The sequence below is a fragment of the Veillonella orientalis genome, from assembly GCF_018406505.1.
GTDB lineage: Bacteria > Bacillota > Negativicutes > Veillonellales > Veillonellaceae > Veillonella > Veillonella nakazawae.
Genome location: NZ_AP022322.1, coordinates 884,347 through 907,621, shown reverse-complemented (window position 1 = coordinate 907,621; position 23,275 = coordinate 884,347). Strand labels below are relative to the sequence as shown.

At 38.7% G+C, this 23,275-nt stretch carries 24 protein-coding genes and 1 tRNA gene; 24 read left to right on the top strand and 1 reads right to left on the bottom strand.

Annotated elements, in window-relative coordinates:
• The first annotated feature begins 120 nt into the window (after window positions 1–120).
• From ppsA to VEIS1202513_RS04100, 4 genes are all read left to right on the top strand, one after another.
• On the top strand, window positions 121–2,502 hold the full coding sequence (ppsA, locus tag VEIS1202513_RS04115) for a phosphoenolpyruvate synthase (RefSeq protein WP_060924250.1): 2,382 nt from the start codon (window positions 121–123) through the stop codon (window positions 2,500–2,502).
• A gap of 98 nt (window positions 2,503–2,600) precedes the next feature.
• Complete coding sequence (locus VEIS1202513_RS04110; RefSeq protein WP_174683254.1) at window positions 2,601–3,230, top strand: helix-turn-helix transcriptional regulator; 630 nt, start codon at window positions 2,601–2,603, stop codon at window positions 3,228–3,230.
• 10 nt (window positions 3,231–3,240) lie between these two features.
• Window positions 3,241–4,062, top strand: coding sequence for a pyruvate, water dikinase regulatory protein (locus VEIS1202513_RS04105; protein ID WP_005386331.1), 822 nt, complete (start codon window positions 3,241–3,243; stop codon window positions 4,060–4,062).
• On the top strand, window positions 4,059–5,048 hold the full coding sequence (locus VEIS1202513_RS04100) for a deoxyguanosinetriphosphate triphosphohydrolase (RefSeq protein ID WP_060924252.1): 990 nt from the start codon (window positions 4,059–4,061) through the stop codon (window positions 5,046–5,048). Before VEIS1202513_RS04105 ends, VEIS1202513_RS04100 begins: the two co-directional genes overlap by 4 nt.
• 105 nt (window positions 5,049–5,153) lie before the next feature.
• Here VEIS1202513_RS04100 and rpmB read toward each other — a convergent pair whose 3' ends face one another.
• Complete coding sequence (gene rpmB / locus VEIS1202513_RS04095; RefSeq protein ID WP_005386334.1) at window positions 5,154–5,342, bottom strand: 50S ribosomal protein L28; 189 nt, start codon at window positions 5,340–5,342, stop codon at window positions 5,154–5,156.
• 223 nt (window positions 5,343–5,565) lie between these two features.
• On the opposite strand from rpmB, the gene recG reads away from it, so the two are divergent.
• The 20 genes from recG to tsaD all read left to right on the top strand — a co-directional run bounded on the left by recG (window position 5,566) and on the right by tsaD (window position 23,275).
• Complete coding sequence (gene recG / locus VEIS1202513_RS04090; RefSeq protein ID WP_060924253.1) at window positions 5,566–7,608, top strand: ATP-dependent DNA helicase RecG; 2,043 nt, start codon at window positions 5,566–5,568, stop codon at window positions 7,606–7,608.
• Window positions 7,609–7,739: 131 nt separating this feature from the next.
• The gene (locus VEIS1202513_RS04085) at window positions 7,740–7,925 is read left to right on the top strand and encodes a 4-oxalocrotonate tautomerase (RefSeq protein ID WP_060924254.1); all 186 of its coding nucleotides are present in this window, start codon (window positions 7,740–7,742) and stop codon (window positions 7,923–7,925) included.
• A 75-nt stretch (window positions 7,926–8,000) separates the two neighbouring features.
• Window positions 8,001–9,455 (top strand): IMP dehydrogenase, encoded by a 1,455-nt coding sequence (gene guaB, locus VEIS1202513_RS04080; protein ID WP_060924255.1) that lies wholly within the window; start codon window positions 8,001–8,003, stop codon window positions 9,453–9,455.
• Window positions 9,456–9,470: 15 nt separating this feature from the next.
• Window positions 9,471–10,193 carry a WecB/TagA/CpsF family glycosyltransferase gene (locus VEIS1202513_RS04075; protein WP_213467898.1) on the top strand — a complete coding sequence of 241 codons (723 nt, stop codon included), beginning with the start codon at window positions 9,471–9,473 and terminating at the stop codon, window positions 10,191–10,193.
• A gap of 14 nt (window positions 10,194–10,207) precedes the next feature.
• Entirely contained in the window at window positions 10,208–10,849 is a 642-nt protein-coding gene (locus VEIS1202513_RS04070) for a phosphatidylserine decarboxylase family protein (protein ID WP_060924257.1), read from the top strand.
• Window positions 10,842–11,513, top strand: coding sequence for a CDP-diacylglycerol--serine O-phosphatidyltransferase (gene pssA / locus VEIS1202513_RS04065; protein WP_024066566.1), 672 nt, complete (start codon window positions 10,842–10,844; stop codon window positions 11,511–11,513). Before VEIS1202513_RS04070 ends, pssA begins: the two co-directional genes overlap by 8 nt.
• A gap of 19 nt (window positions 11,514–11,532) precedes the next feature.
• Window positions 11,533–12,795 carry a glycosyltransferase family 2 protein gene (locus VEIS1202513_RS04060; RefSeq protein ID WP_024066567.1) on the top strand — a complete coding sequence of 421 codons (1,263 nt, stop codon included), beginning with the start codon at window positions 11,533–11,535 and terminating at the stop codon, window positions 12,793–12,795.
• Window positions 12,796–12,812: 17 nt separating this feature from the next.
• Window positions 12,813–13,574, top strand: coding sequence for a 5'/3'-nucleotidase SurE (gene surE / locus VEIS1202513_RS04055; RefSeq protein WP_060924258.1), 762 nt, complete (start codon window positions 12,813–12,815; stop codon window positions 13,572–13,574).
• 54 nt (window positions 13,575–13,628) lie between these two features.
• Window positions 13,629–13,712: transfer RNA gene (locus VEIS1202513_RS04050), tRNA-Leu, on the top strand.
• 103 nt (window positions 13,713–13,815) lie between these two features.
• The gene (locus VEIS1202513_RS04045) at window positions 13,816–14,607 is read left to right on the top strand and encodes a hypothetical protein (RefSeq protein WP_060924259.1); all 792 of its coding nucleotides are present in this window, start codon (window positions 13,816–13,818) and stop codon (window positions 14,605–14,607) included.
• A 68-nt stretch (window positions 14,608–14,675) separates the two neighbouring features.
• The gene (gene acpS, locus VEIS1202513_RS04040; RefSeq protein ID WP_024066570.1) at window positions 14,676–15,047 is read left to right on the top strand and encodes a holo-ACP synthase; all 372 of its coding nucleotides are present in this window, start codon (window positions 14,676–14,678) and stop codon (window positions 15,045–15,047) included.
• 1 nt (window position 15,048) lies between these two features.
• The gene (locus tag VEIS1202513_RS04035; protein WP_060924260.1) at window positions 15,049–16,620 is read left to right on the top strand and encodes a bifunctional ADP-dependent NAD(P)H-hydrate dehydratase/NAD(P)H-hydrate epimerase; all 1,572 of its coding nucleotides are present in this window, start codon (window positions 15,049–15,051) and stop codon (window positions 16,618–16,620) included.
• Between the two features lie 2 nt (window positions 16,621–16,622).
• Window positions 16,623–17,567, top strand: coding sequence for a ComEC/Rec2 family competence protein (locus tag VEIS1202513_RS04030; RefSeq protein WP_060924261.1), 945 nt, complete (start codon window positions 16,623–16,625; stop codon window positions 17,565–17,567).
• Between the two features lie 245 nt (window positions 17,568–17,812).
• A complete protein-coding gene (locus VEIS1202513_RS04025) occupies window positions 17,813–18,910 on the top strand; it encodes an N-acetylmuramoyl-L-alanine amidase family protein (RefSeq protein WP_213467897.1) in 1,098 nt (365 codons plus the stop codon).
• 3 nt (window positions 18,911–18,913) lie between these two features.
• Window positions 18,914–19,474, top strand: a complete 561-nt coding sequence (locus VEIS1202513_RS04020; RefSeq protein WP_060924263.1) for a GerMN domain-containing protein — start codon at window positions 18,914–18,916, stop codon at window positions 19,472–19,474.
• Window positions 19,475–19,591: 117 nt separating this feature from the next.
• Entirely contained in the window at window positions 19,592–20,572 is a 981-nt protein-coding gene (gene thiL, locus VEIS1202513_RS04015; protein WP_060924264.1) for a thiamine-phosphate kinase, read from the top strand.
• A complete protein-coding gene (gene tsaE / locus VEIS1202513_RS04010; protein ID WP_060924265.1) occupies window positions 20,562–21,056 on the top strand; it encodes a tRNA (adenosine(37)-N6)-threonylcarbamoyltransferase complex ATPase subunit type 1 TsaE in 495 nt (164 codons plus the stop codon). The genes thiL and tsaE overlap by 11 nt, the downstream gene beginning before the upstream one ends.
• Window positions 21,040–21,798: a tRNA (adenosine(37)-N6)-threonylcarbamoyltransferase complex dimerization subunit type 1 TsaB gene (gene tsaB / locus VEIS1202513_RS04005; protein ID WP_060924266.1), complete on the top strand. Its 759-nt coding sequence runs from the start codon at window positions 21,040–21,042 to the stop codon at window positions 21,796–21,798. The genes tsaE and tsaB overlap by 17 nt, the downstream gene beginning before the upstream one ends.
• Window positions 21,798–22,247: a ribosomal protein S18-alanine N-acetyltransferase gene (rimI, locus tag VEIS1202513_RS04000; RefSeq protein WP_060924267.1), complete on the top strand. Its 450-nt coding sequence runs from the start codon at window positions 21,798–21,800 to the stop codon at window positions 22,245–22,247. Before tsaB ends, rimI begins: the two co-directional genes overlap by 1 nt.
• Window positions 22,244–23,275 (top strand): tRNA (adenosine(37)-N6)-threonylcarbamoyltransferase complex transferase subunit TsaD, encoded by a 1,032-nt coding sequence (gene tsaD, locus VEIS1202513_RS03995; protein WP_060924268.1) that lies wholly within the window; start codon window positions 22,244–22,246, stop codon window positions 23,273–23,275. Before rimI ends, tsaD begins: the two co-directional genes overlap by 4 nt.

Below are 23,275 nucleotides of genomic sequence, written 5' to 3'. Positions count from 1 at the left end.
TTTGTATTCAGTTTAATCAGCATATTAATGCCTATAAAAATTGACAGATTACAAATTAAGGTATACTATTTATGTGTAAAAGGTTTAATGTGTTGCACTAATTGACTAGGAGGTTCTCACATGAATCGCGAAACAGCATACGTACTTTGGTTTGATGAATTACAACGTGAAGATGTTAATTTAGTTGGTGGTAAGTCTTCTTCCTTAGGGGAATTGACATCCTCCACTAATGTACCTGTACCTTACGGTTTTGCTACAACTGCTCATGGTTATCGTGAGTTTATGAAAGCAACAGGTTTGGAAGATAAAATCCGCGCTGAACTTGATGCGTTAGATGATGTAGAAAATTCTGCATTATTGCGTGAAGTATGTGCTAAAATTCGCCGCATGATTTGCGAAGAAGAAATGCCAAAAGAATTGGCAGATGCTATCCGTCATGCTTATGAAGAACTTGGTAAAAAAGTAAACGAAGAAAATCCATTCGTAGCAGTTCGTTCTAGTGCAACAGCAGAAGACTTGCCAGATGCAAGCTTCGCAGGCCAACAAGATACATATTTAAATGTACGTGGTGCTGATGTTATTATCGAGAAAGTAAAAGAATGCTATGCATCTACTTTCACAGACCGTGCAACATACTACCGTGTAAAACAAGGTTTCGATCATATGACAGTAGCATTGAGTGCTGCCGTTCAAATGATGGTATTCTCTAAAGCCGCTGGCGTAATGTTCACTGTTGACCTTGTAACAGGCAACGATAACAACATCCTTATCGAAGGTTCTTGGGGTCTTGGTGAGTACGTTGTACAAGGTACAGTTACACCAGATAATTTCCATGTAGATAAAGATAAAATGGAAATTATAGATCGCATGATTAATGACAAACATATCCGCTTAGTTCGTAAAGCTGACGGCGACTGTGTTGAAGAGGTTGTTCCAGCAGATGAAGCTAAACAACAAGTTATTACAGATGCTCAAGTTTTGGAGCTTGCTAAATACGCAAAAGCAATCGAAAAACATTATGGTTGTTACATGGATATGGAGTGGGGCGTAGATGAACGAGACGGTAAAATTTGGATTTTACAAGCTCGCCCAGAAACAGTTTGGTCCCGTAAAGAAAAACCAAAAACAACTGAAAAACCTAGCACATTAGATGCAGGTAATCGTGAAATTATTGTAAAAGGTTTGCCAGCTTCCCCTGGTAATGCAGCCGGTAAAGCTCATGTTATCATCAATCCTGAGGATATTGATGAGTTCAAAGAAGGGGAAATCCTTGTTACAGCTATGACAGCTCCTGACTGGGTACCAGCAATGAAAAAGGCAAAAGCTATCGTTACTGATGCTGGTGGTATGACTTGTCACGCGTCTATCGTTAGTCGTGAGCTTGGTATTCCTTGTATCGTAGGTACTAAGAGCCGTAGCCATGAAGCAACAACATCTATTAAAGATGGTCAAATGATTACTGTTGATGCTACAAATGGTATCGTATACGATGGCGTATTAGAAGATATCGTTAAAAAGCCAGAAGCACAAGCTACTGCAAGTGTTGCCACTGAATATGTTCCTGTAACAGGCACTAAAATTTACATGAATTTAGGCAATCCTGATTTAGCTGAAAAACATGGCGTATTACCATGTGATGGTATTGGTCTAATGCGTGAAGAGTTCATTTGGACTACTTTCATTCACGAACACCCATTACACCTTATTGAAACTGGTCGCAGTGACTTTGCAGTTAATACATTGGCAGAAGGTATGCGTAAAGTGTGTCAAGCATTAGCTCCTCGCCAAGTAGTAGTTCGTTTGAGCGACTTCAAATCTAGCGAATACCGTGATCTCAACGGTGGCGACAAATATGAACCACATGAATCCAGTGCATTACTTGGCTGGCGTGGTGCAGCTCGTTACTATGATCCAAAATATACACCTGCTTTCAAATTAGAATTAGAAGCAATCAAAAAAGTACGTAACGAATTTGGTTTCAAAAACTTACAAGTTATGATTCCATTCTGCCGTACTGTAGAGGAAGCTGAACTTGTTACTAACTTAATGGCTCAAGAAGGCCTTGTACGCGGTAAAGATTTCAAAATCTGGCTTATGGCTGAAATTCCAGCAAATATTATCTTAGCTGATCAATTCAATAAATATGTAGATGGTTATTCCATCGGTTCTAACGATTTGACTATGCTCGTTCTTGGCTGTGACCGTGATAATGAAACAGTTCAACATATCTATGATGAACGGAATCTAGCAGTTCGCAGAGCGATTCGTCATCTCATCGAAGTGGCTCACAAAGATGGTAAAACTGTATCCATCTGTGGCCAAGCGCCAAGTGTGTATCCTGAACTTTGCGAATTCCTCGTGAAGAGTGGTATCGACTCTATTTCTGTTAACCCAGATGCGGTTGTGAACACTAAGAAAATGGTGGCTCAAATCGAACAACGAATTATGCTCGATGCTATGACTGGTCGTGGTCGTCAAGAAACTGATGACTTAACTTGGTAATCATATAGTGGTATTGAAAGAGGAGGCCCGTTGGTCTCCTCTTTTTCTGAATGGTAACTTAGGATATAATACAAACAGAGATGAAAGGGGGTTACCGTGTGAAACTGTCGAAACGACAAGAACAAATTGCTCAAATCGTTCGTGAAGAAGGGCCCGTAACGGGCAGTGCTATTGCTGAACATTTAGAGGTTACTAGATCTGCATTGCGTTCAGATTTATCGGTGTTAACTATGCTAGGTGTTTTAGATGCGCGTCCGAATGTAGGTTACTACTATGTTGGACTTTCAAAAGAAACACAAACGGCGGAGCGATTAAAATCATTTCTGGTAAGTGATGTATTATCTCAAGCCGTCGTAGTCAATGGGGATACAAGTTTGTATGACACGATTGTTACTATATTTACTGAAGATGTAGGGACTATTCTAGTGTGTGATGATTCCTATTTAGTAGGTGTAGTATCTCGTAAGGACTTGTTGCGTGCCTCTATGGGGCAAACAGATTCGCACACAATGCCTATATCTATGATTATGACCCCTGTAAGTAAGGTTATAACAGTGGAGCCTACAGATACATTAGTAGAGGCTGCACAGAAGATGATAGATTATGAAGTGGATTGTTTACCTGTCGTCGTTCGCGAGGATGTAGAAAACAAGAAACGTCTAAAGGTTGTAGGCCGTGTATCTAAAACGACGGTAGCGAAAGTATTTTTAGAATGTAGCATACATTGAGGTTGATAGAATGGCAGAAAAAATTATTTATGCAATATCGGACTCCCTTGGGGAGACCGCAGAGGCTGTAGCAAGAGCTACGGCGAGTCAATATGATAAGGAACAAATTGAAATTGTTCGTATTCCTTATATTGATAGTGAAAGCCAAATTGATGAAGTTATAGCAGATGCAAAACGTGGTAATCATGTTATTTGTCATACCATCGTATCTGAGACTTTACGTAAATATCTTCATGAAAAAGTAGCGGAATACAATATTCCTGCTGTAGATATTATGGGCCCAGTTCTCGATGCTGTAGGTACTGTTGCATCCACAAAGCCTCGTATGACAGCTGGTATGGTTCATAAGCTTGACCAAGAATATTTCAAAAAGGTAGAAGCCATTGAGTTCGCTGTAAAATATGACGATGGTAAAAATCCATCTGGCTTTGAAAAGGCCGATGTAGTTATTATTGGTGTATCTAGAACAAGTAAGACACCATTGTCTATGTTCTTGGCATATAAAAAGATTAAAGCTGCCAATTTGCCATTAGTACCTGAGGTACCATTACCAGAGGAATTATTTAAAATTCCAGCAAAGAAAATCGTGGGCCTTATTATTGACCCATTCAAATTAAATAATATTCGTAGTGAACGTTTGCGTGCTATCGGCCTTGAAGACGAAGCAAACTACGCATCTATTGAGCGTATTCAATCTGAATTAGAATATGCAAAAGCTATTATGCGTCGTTTACATTGCCAAGTGCTAGATGTTTCTAATAAATCTATCGAAGAAACAGCATCTCTAGTTATGCAATTGATCGATAAAAACCGTGCATCGGAGGGTAAATGAATATACGGGAACAAATAGAGGAACGGGAGGCTTTACTTCTCTCTCCCTATGCAGCTAAAAGCCGTGATGCCATCCGTGATTTAGAGGAGGCACCCGATCCACTTAGAACTGCCTTTCAACGTGATCGGGACCGCATTATTCACAGTAAATGTTTTAGGCGGTTAAAGCATAAGACACAAGTTTATATTGCGCCAGGTGACCATTATCGGACGCGTATGACCCATACCCTTGAGGTAGGACAAATAGGTCGTACAGTGGCTCGTGCGTTGCGACTAAATGAAGATTTAGTAGAAGCTATCGCTATGGGTCATGATGTGGGACATACGCCATTTGGTCACGTCGGTGAATATGCGTTACGTGATATGGTTGGTCACTTTAATCATAATGAACAAAGCTTGCGTATGGTTGAGGTTTTAGAAAAGCATGGCGACCATCAAGGTCTTAATTTAACCACTGCTGTACGTGATGGCATCGTAGGTCATACAGGGGCACATATCCCTGTCACTTTGGAAGGTCAAATTATTCGTATTGTAGACCGCATTGCCTATTTGTGTCATGATTTTGATGATGCACAGCGCGCTGGTATGTTGACGGCTGAGGAATTACCTTTTGAAGTGCGTGAACACTTTGGAATGACTCCTTCTAGTATGATCACCGCCATGGTTGAAGATATGGTGCGAGAGTCTTTAGATAAACCTGTTATTTCTATGTCTAGTGATATAGAGATGACTATGAATCTATTCCGTCAATTTATGTTTAAAAATGTTTATTTGGCGCCGGCTTTAATTCCAGATCGAAATAAGGCATCTCATGTGGTGAAAAACTTATTTACTCACTTTATGGAACATCCTGACGATATGGAGGGCTGTGAAAGTACAAGAGAGTTTTATTCTACCCGTGATGTGGTGGATTATGTAGCAGGCTTAACAGATCAATATGCTATTAAGCTATTTAAACAGTATTACATTCCAAATATTACCTTGTAACTTTTAGTAATAGGTACATAGATAACAAAAAAAGCAGTTAGTTCAAATGAACTAACTGCTTTTTTTGGGGCTCTAGAACCCCAAAGAGTACATGTACTTTTTATTTTACGCGCGTGTAATTTTATTAGAACGAAGGCAGCGAGTGCATACGTTTACTTTTTTAGTAGCACCGTCTACAACCGCCCGTACTCTTTGAATGTTCGGTTTCCAAGTTTTTCTTGTGCGAATGTGAGAGTGACTCACGTTCATACCGCTAGATGTGGATTTGCCACATACTTCGCAAAGGTTTGCCATAGTTTCCACCTCCAAGCTTAATCTATAACATAACAAAAGTATATTATCATAAAGAGTAGCGTAAAGCAAGTGTTTTTATCGTACATATTGCTCTTTTTATGAAATATACTACAATATAAGGTATACTATATATCATATTCTATGATATAAGTGGGCATTTACACAAGGATATACAGAAATTGGATATATCTCATGTGTTTATCGTATATTTAAAGGAGTTTCTATGGATGAACGGTTGACGACCATAAAGGGGATAGGTCCTGGTCGAGAGAAACAATTACATAAGTTGGGAATTACCAATATAACATCCTTGTTAACGTATTTCCCAAGAACCTATGAAGACCGCCGTACGATTTATAGAATTGGTGAATTAAAGTCTGGCATGACTGGTGGCGTGGTTGGGAATGTTATTGCTGTACAAGAAAAACGTCCTCGCCCTCGATTGTCTATTTTAGAAGTAGTCATTGCAGATGGTACAGGTCCTTTAAAGATTGTGCTATTTAACCAAGGGTATAAGAAAAACTTTTATAAAAAAGGGCAACGTCTATATGCGTATGGTAAAGCAGAATTCCAATATGGGTCTATGCAAATGAATACACCCCAAATAGAAAATTTGGGAGACGGTGGAGAACCTGATCGGGGTATCGTTCCCATTTATGCTCTTGCAGATGGGGTATCTCAATTTGTGGTGCGCTCATCGGTACGTAATTGGTTTGCAGCTAATCATGAATTGCCAGAGATTTTGCCTGCTGAAGTTCGTGAAGTACATCAATATATGACTCGTTATGATGCATTTAAAATGATGCATTTCCCAGAGTCTTCAGAGCGATATGAAGAGGCGCGTCATCAACTAGCTTATGAAGAGTTATTTGTTATGCAATCTGGATTGGCATTGTTACGAAATAAAGAACAATGTCATAAAGGTCCTAAGATGGGTCCCAATGGGGATTTAATGGCTCAGTGTATAGAAAATTTACCGTTCTCCTTAACAGGTGATCAACAGCGTGCATTAGAGGACATTCGTATCGATATGGAAGATGAACGGCCTATGCAACGATTATTGCAAGGTGATGTAGGTTCCGGTAAAACGGTTGTAGCTACATTGAGTTTGCTGAAAGCCATCGAGAATGGGTACCAAGGAGCGTTAATGGCTCCAACGGAGATTTTGGCAGCACAACATTACGAAGGTATAACAGAAGTGTGTGGTAATTTGGGGATTACCATAGAGCTGTTAACGGGCTCTACTACAAAAAAAGAAAAAGAACGTATCTATGAAGGGTTAGCTGATGGATCGATTCATATGATTATTGGCACCCATGCTCTTATTCAAGAAGGTGTTAACTTTCACAACTTAGGACTTGTTATTATAGATGAACAACATCGCTTTGGTGTGGAGCAGCGGGCACGGTTGCAACAAAAGGGGACATATCCTCATGTGCTCATCATGACGGCTACACCAATTCCACGAACCATGACATTATCTGTGTATGGTGATTTAGCAGTATCCTTAATCAAAGAAATGCCACCGGGACGCAAACCTGTCAAAACCTATGCTGTAGATAGTTCGTATAAGGAACGATTAAGAACATTCTTTGGCAAGGAGATGGCAGAAGGCCGTCAAGTCTATGTAGTATGCCCACTTGTTGAAGAATCTGAGAAATTAGACTTGCAAGCTGCTGAGGAATTGTATCTGGAGTTAAAAGAGTACTTTTACAAGGCTTATGAAGTTGGTCTTGTACACGGGCGTATGAAACCAAGTGAAAAGGATGAAGTGATGAATGCCTTCCATAGGGGGGAGATTTCATTGCTCGTTTCTACTACTGTTATCGAGGTTGGTGTTAATGTTCCAAATGCGACCATTATGTGTATTGAAGGGGCAGAACGTTTTGGCCTGTCTCAATTACATCAGTTACGTGGCCGTGTAGGTCGTGGGTCCCATCAATCTTATTGCATTCTTGTGAGTGATTCTAAAAATGATGTGAGCCAAGAGCGATTAAAATTGATGGAACAGACTCAGGATGGCTTTGAACTAGCAGAGCAAGATTTACTGCTTCGTGGTTCTGGTCAATTATTTGGCTTAGCTCAATCAGGATTACCTGATTTACGGGTTGCTAATATTATTAAAGATATTGAAATATTGGTACAGGCTCGCAAGGATGTATTAGATTTTGCAAATAATTATGGAATGGAAAAACTTGAATCTGTAATGAAAGAAGAATTAGAAAAAAGATTTGGTGAAAAATTTCTTAGAATATTGTATAATTAAGAGGTAGGAATAATAAGTACATAAGTAGCGATAATATTAGATTTTATCTGGGTTTTTCCCTTGTGTATCTGTTCCTCATACCGTATAATAGAACAAACAAATTTATTTCATTTTCATCTATGGAGGTCAATATGCCACTTATTCATGTAGAGCTCGTTGAAGGGCGCACAAAAGAACAAAAAAAACAATTAGGTGAAGCTATCACTAAAGCTGCGGTTGATATCGTTAATGTACCTGCTGACGCAGTAAAGATTATCTTCGTAGATATGAAAAAAGATGATTATATGGAAGGCGGCATTTTGCGGTCTGAACGCTAAGCTACGACTGACCGCCTAGTCCAGATGGACTAGGCGGGTCGTAGTTTTGTTTTATTATACGGAAAGGAATTAAATATGAGAGACGATAAATTCGGTATGCGTGGACTAACTTTTGATGATGTTTTGTTAGTACCAGCGGCTTCTGATGTACTACCACATCAAGTAGAGTTAAAAACTCAACTAACTCGTGACATTACATTGAATATCCCTATGATTAGTTCTGGGATGGATACAGTTACTGAATCCCGTATGGCTATTGCCATGGCTCGTGAAGGTGGCCTTGGTGTTATCCATAAAAATATGTCTATTGAAGAACAAGCCCATGAAGTTGATAAGGTAAAACGCTCTGAACATGGTGTTATCGTCGATCCTATTTTCTTAAGCCCTCAAAATTTACTATCTGATGCAGCAGAAATTATGAAAAAATATAAAATTTCTGGTGTACCTATCACAGAACATGGTAAACTAGTAGGGATCATTACAAATCGCGATATGCGTTTTGAAACTGATTTAACTCGCCAAATTGGAGACTGCATGACCAAGGATTCCCTTGTTACTGCACCAGAAGGTACATCTCTTGAAGAGGCGAAAGCAATTTTAAGTGAACATCGCATTGAAAAATTACCTCTCGTAGATGATGATGGAAACTTAAAAGGATTAATTACTATAAAAGATATTGAAAAAGCGACAAAATATCCAAATTCAGCTAAAGATGGTAGTGGCCGCCTATTAGTTGGTGCTGCTGTTGGTGTGTCTAAAGATTTGTATGATCGTCTTGATGCACTTGTATCTGCAAAGGCTGATGTAATCATTGTAGATACAGCACATGGGCATTCTGCAGGCGTACTACGTACATTGAAAGAAATTAAACAAGCCTATCCTCATATTCCTGTTATTGCAGGCAATGTTGCTACTGCAGCTGGTACAGAGGCTCTTATTGAAGCTGGTGCTGATGCTGTTAAGGTTGGTATTGGACCTGGTTCTATTTGTACAACTCGCGTTATTGCAGGTATTGGGGTACCTCAAATTACTGCTGTTTACGAGTCTGCTCAAGTAGGTCGTCGCTATGGAATTCCTATCATCGCTGATGGGGGCATTAAATATTCTGGCGATATTGCCAAAGCTATTGCGGCTGGTGCCAATGTAGTTATGATGGGTAATATTTTAGCCGGTACTGATGAAAGCCCAGGGGAAACAGTGATTTACCAAGGTCGTTCCTATAAAGTATACCGTGGCATGGGTAGCTTAGGAGCTATGAAACTTGGTAGTAAAGATCGATATTTCCAAACAGAAGCTAAGAAATTAGTTCCTGAAGGTATTGAAGGTCGCGTGCCGTATAAAGGTATGTTGGCTGATACAATTTTCCAAATGGTTGGTGGTTTGCGTGCAAGTATGGGGTATTGCGGGTGTCATAACATCCAAGAAATGATTGAAAACACTCAATTCATTCAAATTACAGCGGCTGGTTTAAAGGAAAGTCATCCGCATGATGTAAGCATTACCGTTGAAGCACCAAATTATAGTGGTTGATAATGGAGTATTACATTGAATAAACGTATTTCTGTTTTATCTGTGCCTATCGATTGTGTAACAATGGATGAGGCAGTCCAACGTATTTTGCAATTAACTGAAGAGCCGGGGCTACATTTAGTAGCCACGGCTAATGCAGAAATGGTTATCTTGGCAAATGAAAATCCTACATTGCACACCATATTGAATAATGCTAGTCTCGTCGTTCCTGACGGGGCTGGCATTTTGTGGGCTGCAGAGCGTCAAGGTGAACATGTTCCTGAACGCGTAACTGGTGTAGACGTAACTAAACGATTATTTAAAGTTGCGGCTGAACGGCAAATTCCTGTATACTGCTTAGGGGCAGCACCTGGTGTTGCTCAACGAGCAATTGATAATTTATCTGCCCAAGTTGGACCGTTAAATATAGCAGGGATTCATGATGGATTCTTCGATAGTACAGAGGAACAAGAAATCGTTAAAGCTATTAGTGAGTCTAAGGCAAAATTAGTCTTTGTTGCCTTAGGCGTACCAAAGCAAGAACAATGGATTTCAGAAAAATTGAGTCACCTAGATGGCGTTGTTGCTATCGGCATAGGTGGTTCCTTTGATGTGTTGGCAGGTAATATTCCTCGGGCTCCAGAATGGATGCAACGCAATCGTCTCGAATGGTTGTATCGATTATATTTAGAACCTCAACGGATTGGCCGCATGTTGGCTATTCCAAAGTTTATGTGGACCGTTATTAGAAATAAATAGAGGAGTGTTGAATCGTGCCTACAGGACCAATAATTAAGGAAGGGTTTCCACTGATAGGGGCTATGCTCATTATCGCGGTGGTATTAGGATTTTTAGGACATTATGTAATTGCGATTATTTCATTTATTTTGGCATTATTTTTCGTCAATTTCTTTAGAAATCCTAAACGTGTAATCCCTCAAGATCCAGATTTAATTTTATCTCCAGCGGATGGTAAAATTATGGATATTTCTGATGTATACGAAGATATTTACTTACATAAAGAGTGTAAAAAAGTAACTATTTTCCTATCTGTTTTTGACGTACATGCTAATCGTGCGCCTATTGATGGTAAAATTACATACCGTCACTACACAATGGGCAGTTTCTTGCCTGCTTTTAAAGATAGTGTAGGTTTTGAAAATGAACGTCATACTATTTGTATTGAAAATGATCGCACTTCCGTATTGGTAACACAAATTGCAGGCCTTTTAGCGCGTCGTATCGTATCTTGGACAGACCTTGATAGCGTGCTTGAACGCGGCCAATTGTACGGGATGATTAAATTCGGTTCTTGTACTGAAATCTACATGGATAAGGATGTAGAGTTGTTCGTGGAAAAAGGTCAACATATTACAGGTGGAGACACTGTTATCGGGAGGTTGCGTCATGAATAAATCTATTATTCCAAATTTGTTTACCAGTGCTAATTTAGCTTTTGGTGTTCTAGGTATCACATTCTCTGCCACAGGGAATACCTTCTATGCTGCTATCTGCGTACTATTGTCCTTAGTTGCTGATGGTTTAGATGGTCGTGTAGCAAGAGCTTTAGGTGTGGCAGGACCTATGGGTCGTGAATTAGACTCTTTATCAGATGTTGTAGGCTTTGGTGTAGCACCAGCTTATATGTTATATATGAAAGAGCTTTATGGTTTGGGATGGATTGCCTATGTACCATTATTAGTATTTGCTGTATTGGGCGCATTCCGTCTTGCTCGCTTTAACATTAAAACCGAAGAAGTTCATGGTTACTTTGAAGGATTGCCAATTCCGGCTGCAGGTTGCTTGGCGGCTACCTACGTATTGAGTGGTGTAGAGGTTCCTCAATTTGTATTAGTAGTTTGCATGATTGGTGTAGGCTTCTTAATGGTTAGTGAAGTAAAATACCCAGACTTCAAAGGTAAAACTGCAATCTATATTAATAAACTTTCCATTGTACTAACTGCTATTTTTGTCATAGCTTGTCTCGTATATGATTGGCATACATGGGCAGTAATGATCTTTGCTGGTTATGTAGTATTTGGCCTTGTTAATGGGGCGTTAAATATAGTGCGTAAATAAGTGTGTGGAGGATAATAGTATGAATTACCTACTGGATCTGATATTGATCCCTATGCAGGTAATAATCGTAATTTATACGGTTTATTATTTTGTGCTCGCCGTAATTGGTATGTGGCGGTCTCGAGTACATAAAAACTATACCCCTAAAAATTCCTTTGCTATCGTTGTGTGTGCTCATAATGAGGAAGCCGTAGTTGGTGAGTTAGTAAAAAACTTACGTAGTTTGGACTATCCTGATGAGTTGTACGATATCTTTGTTGTTGCCGATAACTGTACAGATAAGACTGCTGAGGTAGCAAGTGCTGCTGGTGCCAATGTACATGAACGATTCAATAAAGAAGAAGTAGGCAAAGGCTATGCCATGGGGTGGATGTTTGATCGTGTGGAAAGAATGGATCGGAAATATGATGCCTTTCTTATCTTTGATGCCGATAATTTAGTACATCCTCAATTTATGTTAGAAATGAATGATCATCTTGAAAAAGGTGAGTCTGTAATTCAAGGTTATTTGAACTCTAAAAACCCAACAGACTCTTGGGTTGCGGGTACATTTTCCATCATGTTTTGGATGGTTAATCATATGTGGCATTTAGCAAAATACCGCATTGGCTTGTCCACAGCACTAGGTGGTACTGGTATGTGTATACGTACATCTATCATCCGTGAATATGGCTGGGATTGTAATAGCTTGACTGAGGATATGGAATTCTCTATGAAGCTATTAACACATGGTCTTAAAACTACTTGGGCTCACGATGCCATTGTGTATGATGAAAAAGTTACGACTATGATGGCTTCTTGTAAACAACGTTTACGTTGGGCACAAGGTCAATTTGACTGTGCGGATCGATATATTCCTAAATTATTTGCCGCAGGTATTAAACAAGGAAATATCGTTATCCTAGATGGCATTTTACAAGTTAGTCAGCCTTATTTCTTGTTGTTGACAACTATATATTTAGTATTTTCATATATCAATGCATATGTGCCGATTTATACAAATATTTTATATCAAATTATGCCGATGTCTGTATGGCAAATTATCGGTATTGGTCAATATTTGTTCCCACTTATTGTGTTGTTAAAAATTAAAGTTCCACCTAAAATTTGGTTCTACTATTTGTTATATCCAATTTTTGTATACTCTTGGGTTCCTGTAAATATTTTAGGTTGGTTCCGTCGTCATAATAAGGAATGGTCTCATACAGTTCATACGCGAGCTGTTGGTTTGAATGACGTGAAATTAACACGTATGGGCAATATGAATAAGAATAAAAAATAGAATCTGTAGGAGTGACTATGCATATTTTAATGTGTAATGATGATGGTATTTTAGCAGATGGTTTACGCCGTCTTGCATCGTACTTAAGTCAATATTATCGAATTACCGTTGTAGCACCTGCAAATGAGCAAAGTGCTAAATCCCATGCATTGACGACTGAGATTCCTTTAAAATTAGACGCGTACAATGGCGAGGATGAAAATCCTCGCCTTTATGCTCTAACGGGAACTCCTTCTGATTGCATGAAGTTTGGCCTTAGTTATTTATTGAGTGATGATATGCCAGATCTTGTGATTTCAGGTATTAACCATGGCTTTAATCTGGGCTCAGATGTGCTATATTCTGGTACTGTATCTGCTGCTATGGAAAGTTGTTTTTATGGCATTCCAGGGTTAGCATTATCTGTGGAACGATATTCTCCTGAACGAGGGGATGAAATGCATCCCTTTATCCATGAATTGATAGAAAAAATTTATGTGAAAGGGAATTTTGATGGCCTATTAAATGTGAACTTTCCGTTACGTGGCGTATGTGATTGGGATCATTTTAAAATGGTTAGCCAAGGTTTACAAACTTATAGCAATATTATTGATGCTCGCATTAACTCAAGAGGGCAGGATTACTATTGGTTGGCAGGCGAGCTAGATTATGGTGCTGAAAGTGTTCCTACTGATGTGGAATATGCTCGTAAAGGCTATATAACAGGTGTAGCTCTTACGTGGAAGCAACAATGTGACATCGGTATGGAGACGGTTCAAAATATTTTAGATAAAATATAAAAAATGTGTTGACATTGTTTTGGGATATCTGTATAATAACAAATGTTCCGAGACGCCGGAGTGGCGGAATGGCAGACGCACTTGACTCAAAATCAAGCGGGTAACACCGTGTGGGTTCAAGTCCCACCTCCGGCACCAACTTTAGGCGGTAAGACTTTTGTCTTACCGCCTATTTTTTATATATTTATATTTATGAATTAATATACGATTATATACATTTTTGTTAGATTGAGGTGATAATATGGATCAAGGTGTGATTGATTATATTGCTAATGTCTTTGATATACCAAAGCTTGCACAACCTGTAAGTGCTGTCCAAATGCCTTTACCGTTAACACGATTGGCGGAGATACCATTAGATAGTTCTGTTAATCAGTGCCAAGGCTTTTGTTATAACTCAAAAAAAGATGTATTTGTCCTCGCATGTATAAATGCTGATAATACAAAGCAAATTATTTATGAAATTAATCCCACAACATTGCAAGTGGTTGCTAAGTATGAATATAGTCAAAAACGTTTATTAGGTCATATGAATACGTTAACCTATAATCCGAATAACAATCGTTACTATACTACTAATGCTGTTGTAGATGGATATATTGTTACACCTATTGAAGCTGATAGTATGATTGTTGAAGCGCCTATTAAATTGAAAGAAAAGGTATTTAATTTTGCCTTTGATAAAGAGCGTAATGAATATGTGTCGATTGTGCCTTTAACAAATTCTCATCGTACTATTAACTACTATGATTCAAATTTTAATAAGGTAAAAACGTATAAGATTGATGCAGAGCATACCGACTTAAATAATAATGGTGCTTATGCTGCTAATGGTAACACTATTTTTACAACCTTAACGACCTTCGTTTTCGTCGATAATGAAGGCATAGTAAAGAATATAAGTCCTTATACTTCAGGAATGGAAGTAGAGGATATGGATTACCGTAATGGTCAGATGTACGTGGCGGTTAACCGTAAAGGTAAGGTAGAAATTTACAGTCTAGCCACATTGCCATTCTCTGTAAATGCCTAGATTTTATCTATGTTTTTATCCACTTTAAGAGTGTATAATATATATGTTAAGGTAATTTAGGAGTTATTATGAAATTAGGGAATGATATTATAGAAATTGACCGCATCCGTCAAGCTTTAGAGAAATCTCAATCATTTCGCGACCGTGTATATACGCCTCATGAGATTGATTATTGTGAAAGTCGAAATAAGGGGCGTTACGAGTCTTATGCCGGTATATATGCCGCTAAAGAGGCTTTCATTAAAGCATTAGGTACGGGAATGCGTCATGGATCTTGGCAAGATATAGAAATCGGTCATGATGAATTAGGGGCTCCCTTAATTCGTTTACAAGATACTTTTAAAGATATTTATGAAACATTAGGCTATACGGATACACATGTGTCGATTAGTCATTGCAAAGCATATGCAATGAGTACAGTTATACTTGAAGGAGCATAAGATGCAAATATTAACAACTGAAGATGCTCGATATATAGATCAAGAAGTACCTAAGCAATTAGGTGTCTCTTTAGAAATTTTAATGGAAAATGCAGGACGTGGCATTGTGGATGCTTTGTGGGGACAATATGACTTGTTTTCCTTAGATAATGCACGTTCTATCAATAGTTTTGTACTATTTATCTGTGGCACAGGTAATAATGGGGCAGATGGCCTTGTAGCAGCTCGTCATCTTTTAGAGCAAGGTGTACCTGTACAAATTGCACTAGTAGGTGATACGAGCAAATGTAGCGACCTTTTTGCAGTTCAACTCAAGAGATGTGAAGCAATGGGCTGTATCATTGATATGTTTGATGATTTTAATGATTGGTCAAATGTAGCTATAGTTGTAGAAGGCATTATGGGAACAGGGTTAGCTGGACGTCTTCGAGATACCACAATAGATATATTGCACGTTATTGATACTATGCGTAGTCAATATAATTTTGATTTGTGGGCTATTGATGTACCTGCAGGTGTTGATGCAACTGCTGGTCAAATCTCAGAGGGCACATTGTCTTATGATTATACAGTAACCTTTGGTGCGATAAAACAAGGTCTATTATTGTATCCTGGCAAGGCTATAGGAGGAACAGTTATTGTTGCCCCTTTAGGAGCTCCGTGGCAGCAAGTATTAGTTAATCGTGATAGCACTATAACTATTGATTCAGATTTAGCAGAAACACTAATTAATTATCGAGTTCCAATGGCTCATAAAGGAGTAAATGGAAATACCCTAATTATTGGTGGCTCTAGTGATATGGTGGGAGCCCCTATGTTGGCTGCAGAAGCTGCTGTTCATAGTGGTGCTGGTAAAGTTACATTGTGTGTTCCAGAGATAATTAAACGGGCAGTACAAGGACGTATCATACCAGAAGTGATGGTTACCTCTATCAATGAAAACCACTCCATTTATGAAGGCCGTCAAGTAGTTGCTATTGGCCCCGGTTTGGGACGTACAATAGATATTCCGGATTTAGTAAATCATGTTATTGATTGCTATGAAGGTGCTCTAGTCATTGATGCTGATGCGTTATATGCATTAGGTCATGTGGGATCTGTAGATAAAGATGCATTGCGAGATGGTAAGGTTGAGTCTATATATAAGATGGAACGACAGTTACCATATTGCGTGATGACACCTCATTTAGGTGAATTTAGTAGACTTATTGATTTGCCTATAAAATGGATTGAACGTCACTATATTACATTGGCACGAGCATTTGCTAAGGCTCATCAGGTAGTACTTGTTCTAAAAGGAATTCCTTCTGTTGTGGCACTACCTGATGGTACAGTATATGTTAATACTATCGGAAACACTGGTATGGGAACTGGCGGTATGGGGGATGTATTAACCGGAGTCATTGCAGGCTTTATCAGCCAAGGCTATTCCTTACAGGATAGTGCCATTTTAGGGGTCTATGTACATAGCCGCAGTGCAGATATACTAAGTGATACGAAAACTTGGGGATATACACCTAGTGATGTAAGTACTTCTATAGGCTGTGTCATTAGTGAATTATTGGGAGAATAAGAATGACAAATAAAATACAACGCTTTATAGCTTTTTTATTAGTGCTATGTATTCCAATCTTTTCTATTGCAGGATGTACGAATAAAGATGTAGCTAATGCTGCTAATCAGGCGACCTCTAGTGCTAATGGGGCTTACTCTATTGATACTAAGACAACTACACCTGAAGGTAAGCTAGATGTATATATGTTAGATATCGGTCAAGGGGATGCTATACTGCTTAAGGTTGGCGATGAATATAGTATGATTGATACAGGTGACATAGAGCATCGTGAAAATATTGTAGCTCAGCTAAAATCTATGGGTGTTACTAAGTTAAAAAATATTATCATTACACATCCACATGCTGATCATATGGGTGGCTTCTATGCTATTGCGAAAGCTATGCCCATTGAACATGTGTATGATGATGGCATTTCTGTTGATAATAATATGTATAAAACCTATGAGAAATGGATTGATAAAAATAAAATCCAACGCTCCACATTGCGTAGTGGAGATGTAGTTGATTTTGGTCACGGTGCTGTATTTCTAGTATATGCACCATGGGCGGAACCTTTAACAGATAAAAAAGGGGCGCCAGATCTTAATAATAACTCTATCGTAGGTAAATTAATTTTTGGTAAATTCTCTATGCTCTTTACTGGTGATGCAGAATTACAAGAAGAGAAAAAACTCATAAAAGAGCAGAACTCTAGACTGTTTGCTCGTGTTCTTAAGGTAGGACATCACGGTTCTCGCACAAGTAGCTCTGAAGATTTTTTGAAATCTATTAAACCAGAAAGTGCATTAATTTCAAATGGCATGTATAATAGTTATGGTCATCCTCACGATATAACATTGCGTCGTTTGCAGGAGAACAATATTGCCATTTACCGTACAGATACGATGGGACGTATTCACATTAGTACGGATGGGAATGAATGGCAAATTACAACTGAACGTTAGTATCGATTGTATAGCACAAAAAATAATTTTAAGCAACTGATTTTTGTGTTTACTGTATAAAGACTTTATATAGTAATATGTATAATCGGCATACTAATCTTCATGTTTGTATGAAATAATCTATCTATAATCTAACATTAGTTTATGGATAGATTGGAACGATGAGACTTTGATTCACAAAGATATCATCGACTCATCTCTATGGTTTGGACACTACGTATGTCAGTTAGATTGGAGTGAATGTATTGCGTAAACTATTTTTTATGTGCCTTGCTGTCTTGATGGCTTTACCTCTATTCTTGACTCAAGCAAAGGCAGCTAATCTTGAAGATGCTCGATGGGTGACACGAACTGATGCACCTGTGCCATATGTTCGTATGGTAATGGATTTATCAGCACCTGTGAAAGCATCTGCATCGATTAGCAAAGATGGGAAAACGACGACTGTTACCTTAAAGAAAACAAAGCTAAAAACTGCTAAAGAGAATATTAATATGGACTCTAGCATAGCTAGTTCTGCTAGACTTACAGAGGACGGCAGAGATGTGAAGGTAACAATCAAGACACCTTCATCTATCGATACGAGTGATGTAAAGGTATTTTCCCTAAAGAAAGATACGATTAATAAGAAACCGTATCGCATCGTTGTAGATGTACAGAAAAAAGGTGTAGCACCTAAACCTGCTTACTATGGCAAACGTCCATCTCCTTCTGCACATCCTGCGAAAAATATGCCCACAGGATCTGGCAAGTATTCTATTAGCGGTGGTTTATCTGGCAAGACAATTACTATTGACCCAGGTCATGGTGGTAGTGACTCTGGTGCCGTTGGACCTCATGGTGTACAAGAGAAAAATATTACACTACCGATTTCTATGTACTTGAAAAAAGCCTTAGAAAATCGTGGCGCTAAAGTGCTTATGACTCGTACTACAGACGTAGACGTATATGGTCCTAATGCAAGTGGTGTTGATGAATTAGGTGCTCGTGTTAATGTAGCGAACCGTAGCAATTCTGATGCGCTCATCAGCGTGCATATTAACGCATTTAACAATCCAAGTGTTGGTGGTATTGCAACATACTACTATGCTAAAACAGGTAATGATGCCCGTTTAGCACAAAAGGTACAATCTCAAATTGCTAGTGTACCAGGATTCAATGGTGACCGTGGCATTCAAGAAGGCAACTTGTATGTATTAAGACATACTAATATGCCTGCCGTTCTTGTAGAGCTTGGATTTATTTCCAATCCTAATGAGGAACGAGCATTGCAATCTCCTCAAACACAAGAAGACTTTGCTAATCGCATTGCCAATGGTATTGCTAGTTACTTTGGAGGTTAATCGATGAAATTACGTAAACAAGTTCTGTCGATCCTCTGTGTAGGCTTGCTTGCATTTGTAGCAGGTTGTACACCTAATCAAGCTCCTACAACAGGTAAAAGTGAACCTGTGCAAGAGACGAAAGTCAATAAGGATGCAGAAACAACGAAAGTATCTCAAGAAAAGGTTAAGATGGCCTTCTTTGTTCCAACAGAGGATGGCTCAGGGGTAACACAATCAACCGTTGAGATGGAGGCGGATAAAGTAACGCCTAAAGCGGCTCTTCTAGCTATGTTAAAAGCTGATAGAGCACAAAAATATCCAGTATTCTCTAAGGATATTCAAATCACATCTGTTACTGTAAAGGACGGTATTGCTTCTGTAGAAGTGAATGACGCTTTCGTAAAAGGTAATGGTGGGGACTTAACTGTTAAATTGCAAATGGCTGCCATTGTAAATACATTGACATCCTTTGATAATATTAATGGCGTTCTCTTCGTTAATAATGGTAAAAAGGTTCTTACTGTAGGTTCCTTTGATACGAAAGATCCTGTTAAACGGATGACAAACCTAATTAAAAAATAATTATATTAGGCTCATTGATAGCAGATAGTTGATATATCAACTATCTGCTATTTTTGTTGTTGTCTTTTATATATGTTACAATACAATATGTATACTAATCGGAAGCCAGGTGATGAGATGCAATTAAAAGAGGTAGGGGAATTTAATTTCATAAGCCACATTCAAAATGATACAATACATGATCCGAGCACTGTAATTACAGGGATTGGTGATGATTGCGCAGTGTATCGTGCTACAAATGAAACAGATCAACTAATTAGTACAGATACGATGGTGGAAGGTGTTCATTTTAGCTTTCGCTATATGAAACCTTATGATGTAGGCTATCGTCTCATGACAGCCAATTTAAGTGATATTGCTGCTATGGGGGGGACTCCTCGACAAATAGTGTTATCTGTGGCGGCACCTGAATATGTTGATACTGCTATTCTAGATGAAATCTATAGAGGCATTAAAGCTCAATGTGCTAGATATCATCTCAATATACTTGGTGGAGATACGGTGCGTACAGAAGGACCTATGGTGTGGACTGTTACCATCATAGGAGAAGTTCCTACTGGCACTGCTATTATGCGTAGTGGTGCGCAAGTTGGCGATATTGTGGGTATTACAAATTATGTAGGTTATGCTGCCACAGGTTTAGGTGCGTTATCCTATAATTTAGATGGCTATGCTATGACGAAGGTTGGTCATCAACGACCTGATCCACAAATTGAATTAGGTCAACAATTGAGACAACTGGGAATTCATAGTATGAATGATATTAGTGATGGTCTTGGTAGTGAATTAAATGAAATTGCATCGGCTAGTAACGTATCCATTGTTATAGAGGAAAAAGCTGTTCCACTTCATGAAGAAACTTATGAATTAGCTAAGTATTTACAGACTAATCCAGTGGATTATGCATTATATGGTGGTGAGGATTTTCAACTAGTATTCACGGCTCCTAAAGCATTGATTCCTAAATTAGAGAATTTATCTGGCATTACTATAATCGGTGAAGTTATATCTGGACCATGTCATGTTCAGATGGTAACACCGGATAAAACGATTAAGACCATAGAAGCGAAAGGATATAATCATTTTCATGAATCATAAGGCACATGTTCAATTAGAAACTCATACAGTAGAAGATACACAACAATTTGGACAGTTATTAGGCAGATGGGTCAAACAAAGCGGAGAACCTTTATGTATTGCTTTAATTGGTGATTTGGGGACAGGAAAAACGCACCTATCCCAAGGTATTGCGAAAGGCTTTGGAGTTACAGAGGAGATTACAAGCCCTACCTTTGCAATCATGAATACTTATGATGTGGATAGAACACATTTATATCATTTTGATGTATATCGTTTAGATGATATAAGCGAGCTTGAAAATATTGGCTTCTACGAATATACAGAGGATTGCGTATCCATTGTGGAATGGGCCGATAAATTCCCAGATGAATTACCAGATGAAACATTATGGATTTATTTGACGCGCATTGATGATACAAGTCGATCTATCACATTAGGTAGTGATTACCTTTCAGAGGGTGATTTAGTAGAAATAGGAGGCCCATATGTGGTTAGGAATTGAGACAAGCTCACTCGTTTCGAGTGTGGCTTTAATGGATGAACATAACCTTATTGGTGAGTTGACTATCCAAGCTGGATTAACTCATTCTGAGCAACTAATACCTCATATTGATATGTTATTGCGTGCCTCTCAAGTAAAAAAGAATGAGTTAAAAGGTATTATCGTTAGTATCGGGCCTGGTTCTTTCACTGGATTGCGTATTGGCATGGGGACTGCAAAAGCAATGGCTTATGCCTTACAAATTCCATTGTATGGTGTGATGACAATGGACAGCTTAGCTCGTAATGTTTCATATACAAATCGTACAATTTGTACTGTTATCGATGCTCAGAAAAAGCATGTATATGCTGGTTTATATAGATATGAAAATAACAAACTAGTATGTAAAGAGGAGCCATTTGTTATTGTTGCTAGTGATTTATTAGATAAATTTAGAGAAACAAAGGAAGAGGTCCTATTCTTAGGGGATGGTATCAAGCGAATTGAAAAGCTTTTAGAGGAAAGCGATACTAATTTGACTGTCCTAGATATTTCACAACGTATTCCGAAGGCAAGCTCTTTACTATTAGCAGGTCGTGAATTGGTAGAACGTGAAGAGATATGTGATCCAATGGATATGGTTCCTTACTATATTCGTCGCTCTGAGGCAGAGGTGTTATGGGAGGAGCGACATAAGGATAATCCTGAAATGTTAAACCAAAATCCTACTGTGATAGTGACTGAAGCGGCAGGAGCAGAATAATGGAGATTCGGTTAGCGACCATCGATGATGCTCAGGTCATTTATGATATAGAACAGCAGTCCTTTTCAGTTCCATGGAGTTTAGAATCTGTACTTGCTGAACTTGAAGGGGCAGATAATAAATTATACATGGTTATTTGCGAAGACAATCATATTGTTGGTTATGCTGGTGCTTGGCTCGTATATGATGAAGGACAAATAACAAATATTGCCATTATTCCTTCTGCTCGTGGTAAGGGATATGGCTCAGAACTTACTAAACAATTAATAGATGAATGTTTCAAGAGAGGTATGCACGAAATCTTCTTGGAGGTACGCATATCCAATTTGCCTGCCTTATCAATGTATAGAAATCTTGGGTTTTCTGTTAAAGGGATTCGTAAAGATTATTATTCAGAGCCAAAAGAGGATGCTTATATTATGTCTCTCGTTTCAGAGGAAATAGAATGAGTATATACACATTAGCCTTGGAAAGTAGCTGTGATGAGACATCAGCCTCTGTCTTAAAGGATGGACGCACTGTTTTATCTAATGTTATTTCTAGCCAAGTGCCGATTCATAGAAAATTTGGTGGCGTTGTGCCAGAAATCGCATCACGTCACCATATAGAACAAGTTATACCTGTTATAGATCAAGCGCTACGCGATGCGAATGTAACGTTACAAGATATCGACCACATTGGTGTTACCTATGGTCCTGGTCTCGTAGGGGCATTATTGGTTGGTGTAGCTGCTGCAAAGGGATTATCCTTTGCTACAGGCATTCCTTTGGTACCAGTTCACCATATGGAAGGTCATATTTTTGCTAACTTCTTAGCTAATCCAGAATTAGAACCTCCATTTTTGAGCCTCGTTGTATCTGGTGGTCATACTATGCTAGTTCATGTAAAAGGGTACGAAGAATTTGATATTCTTGGTCAGACTCGTGATGATGCAGCGGGTGAAGCCTTTGATAAAATTGCTCGTGTTATGGGCTTCCCTTACCCAGGTGGCCCTCATATTGATGCACTTGCCCTTGAAGGTAATCCAGATGCGATTGAATTTCCAAAGGCTTTAAGTGAGCCTGGTAATTTTGAATTTAGTTTTAGTGGTTTAAAGTCTGCTGTATTAAACTATTTAAATAGCAAGCAACAAAAGAATGAACCTATTAACCAAGCCGATGTTGCCGCGTCCTTCCAAAAGGCTATTGTTGATGTATTAGTTGAAAAAACGAAAGATGCAGCTCATACATTAGGTGAAACGCGTATTACCATTGCGGGAGGCGTATCTGCTAATAAAGGCTTACAACAAGCCTTAGAGGTTATGTGTAAGGAAGAAGGCTTTACCTATTACAAGCCTCATAAAATTTTGTCCACCGATAACGCTGCAATGATTGGTTGTCGTGCCTATTATATGGCTAAAGCTGGTAAATTTGGCGATTTAACATTGAATGCAAAACCAAGTGTTGAAATTGGTCATGTATCTTGGAAAGAGGATTAA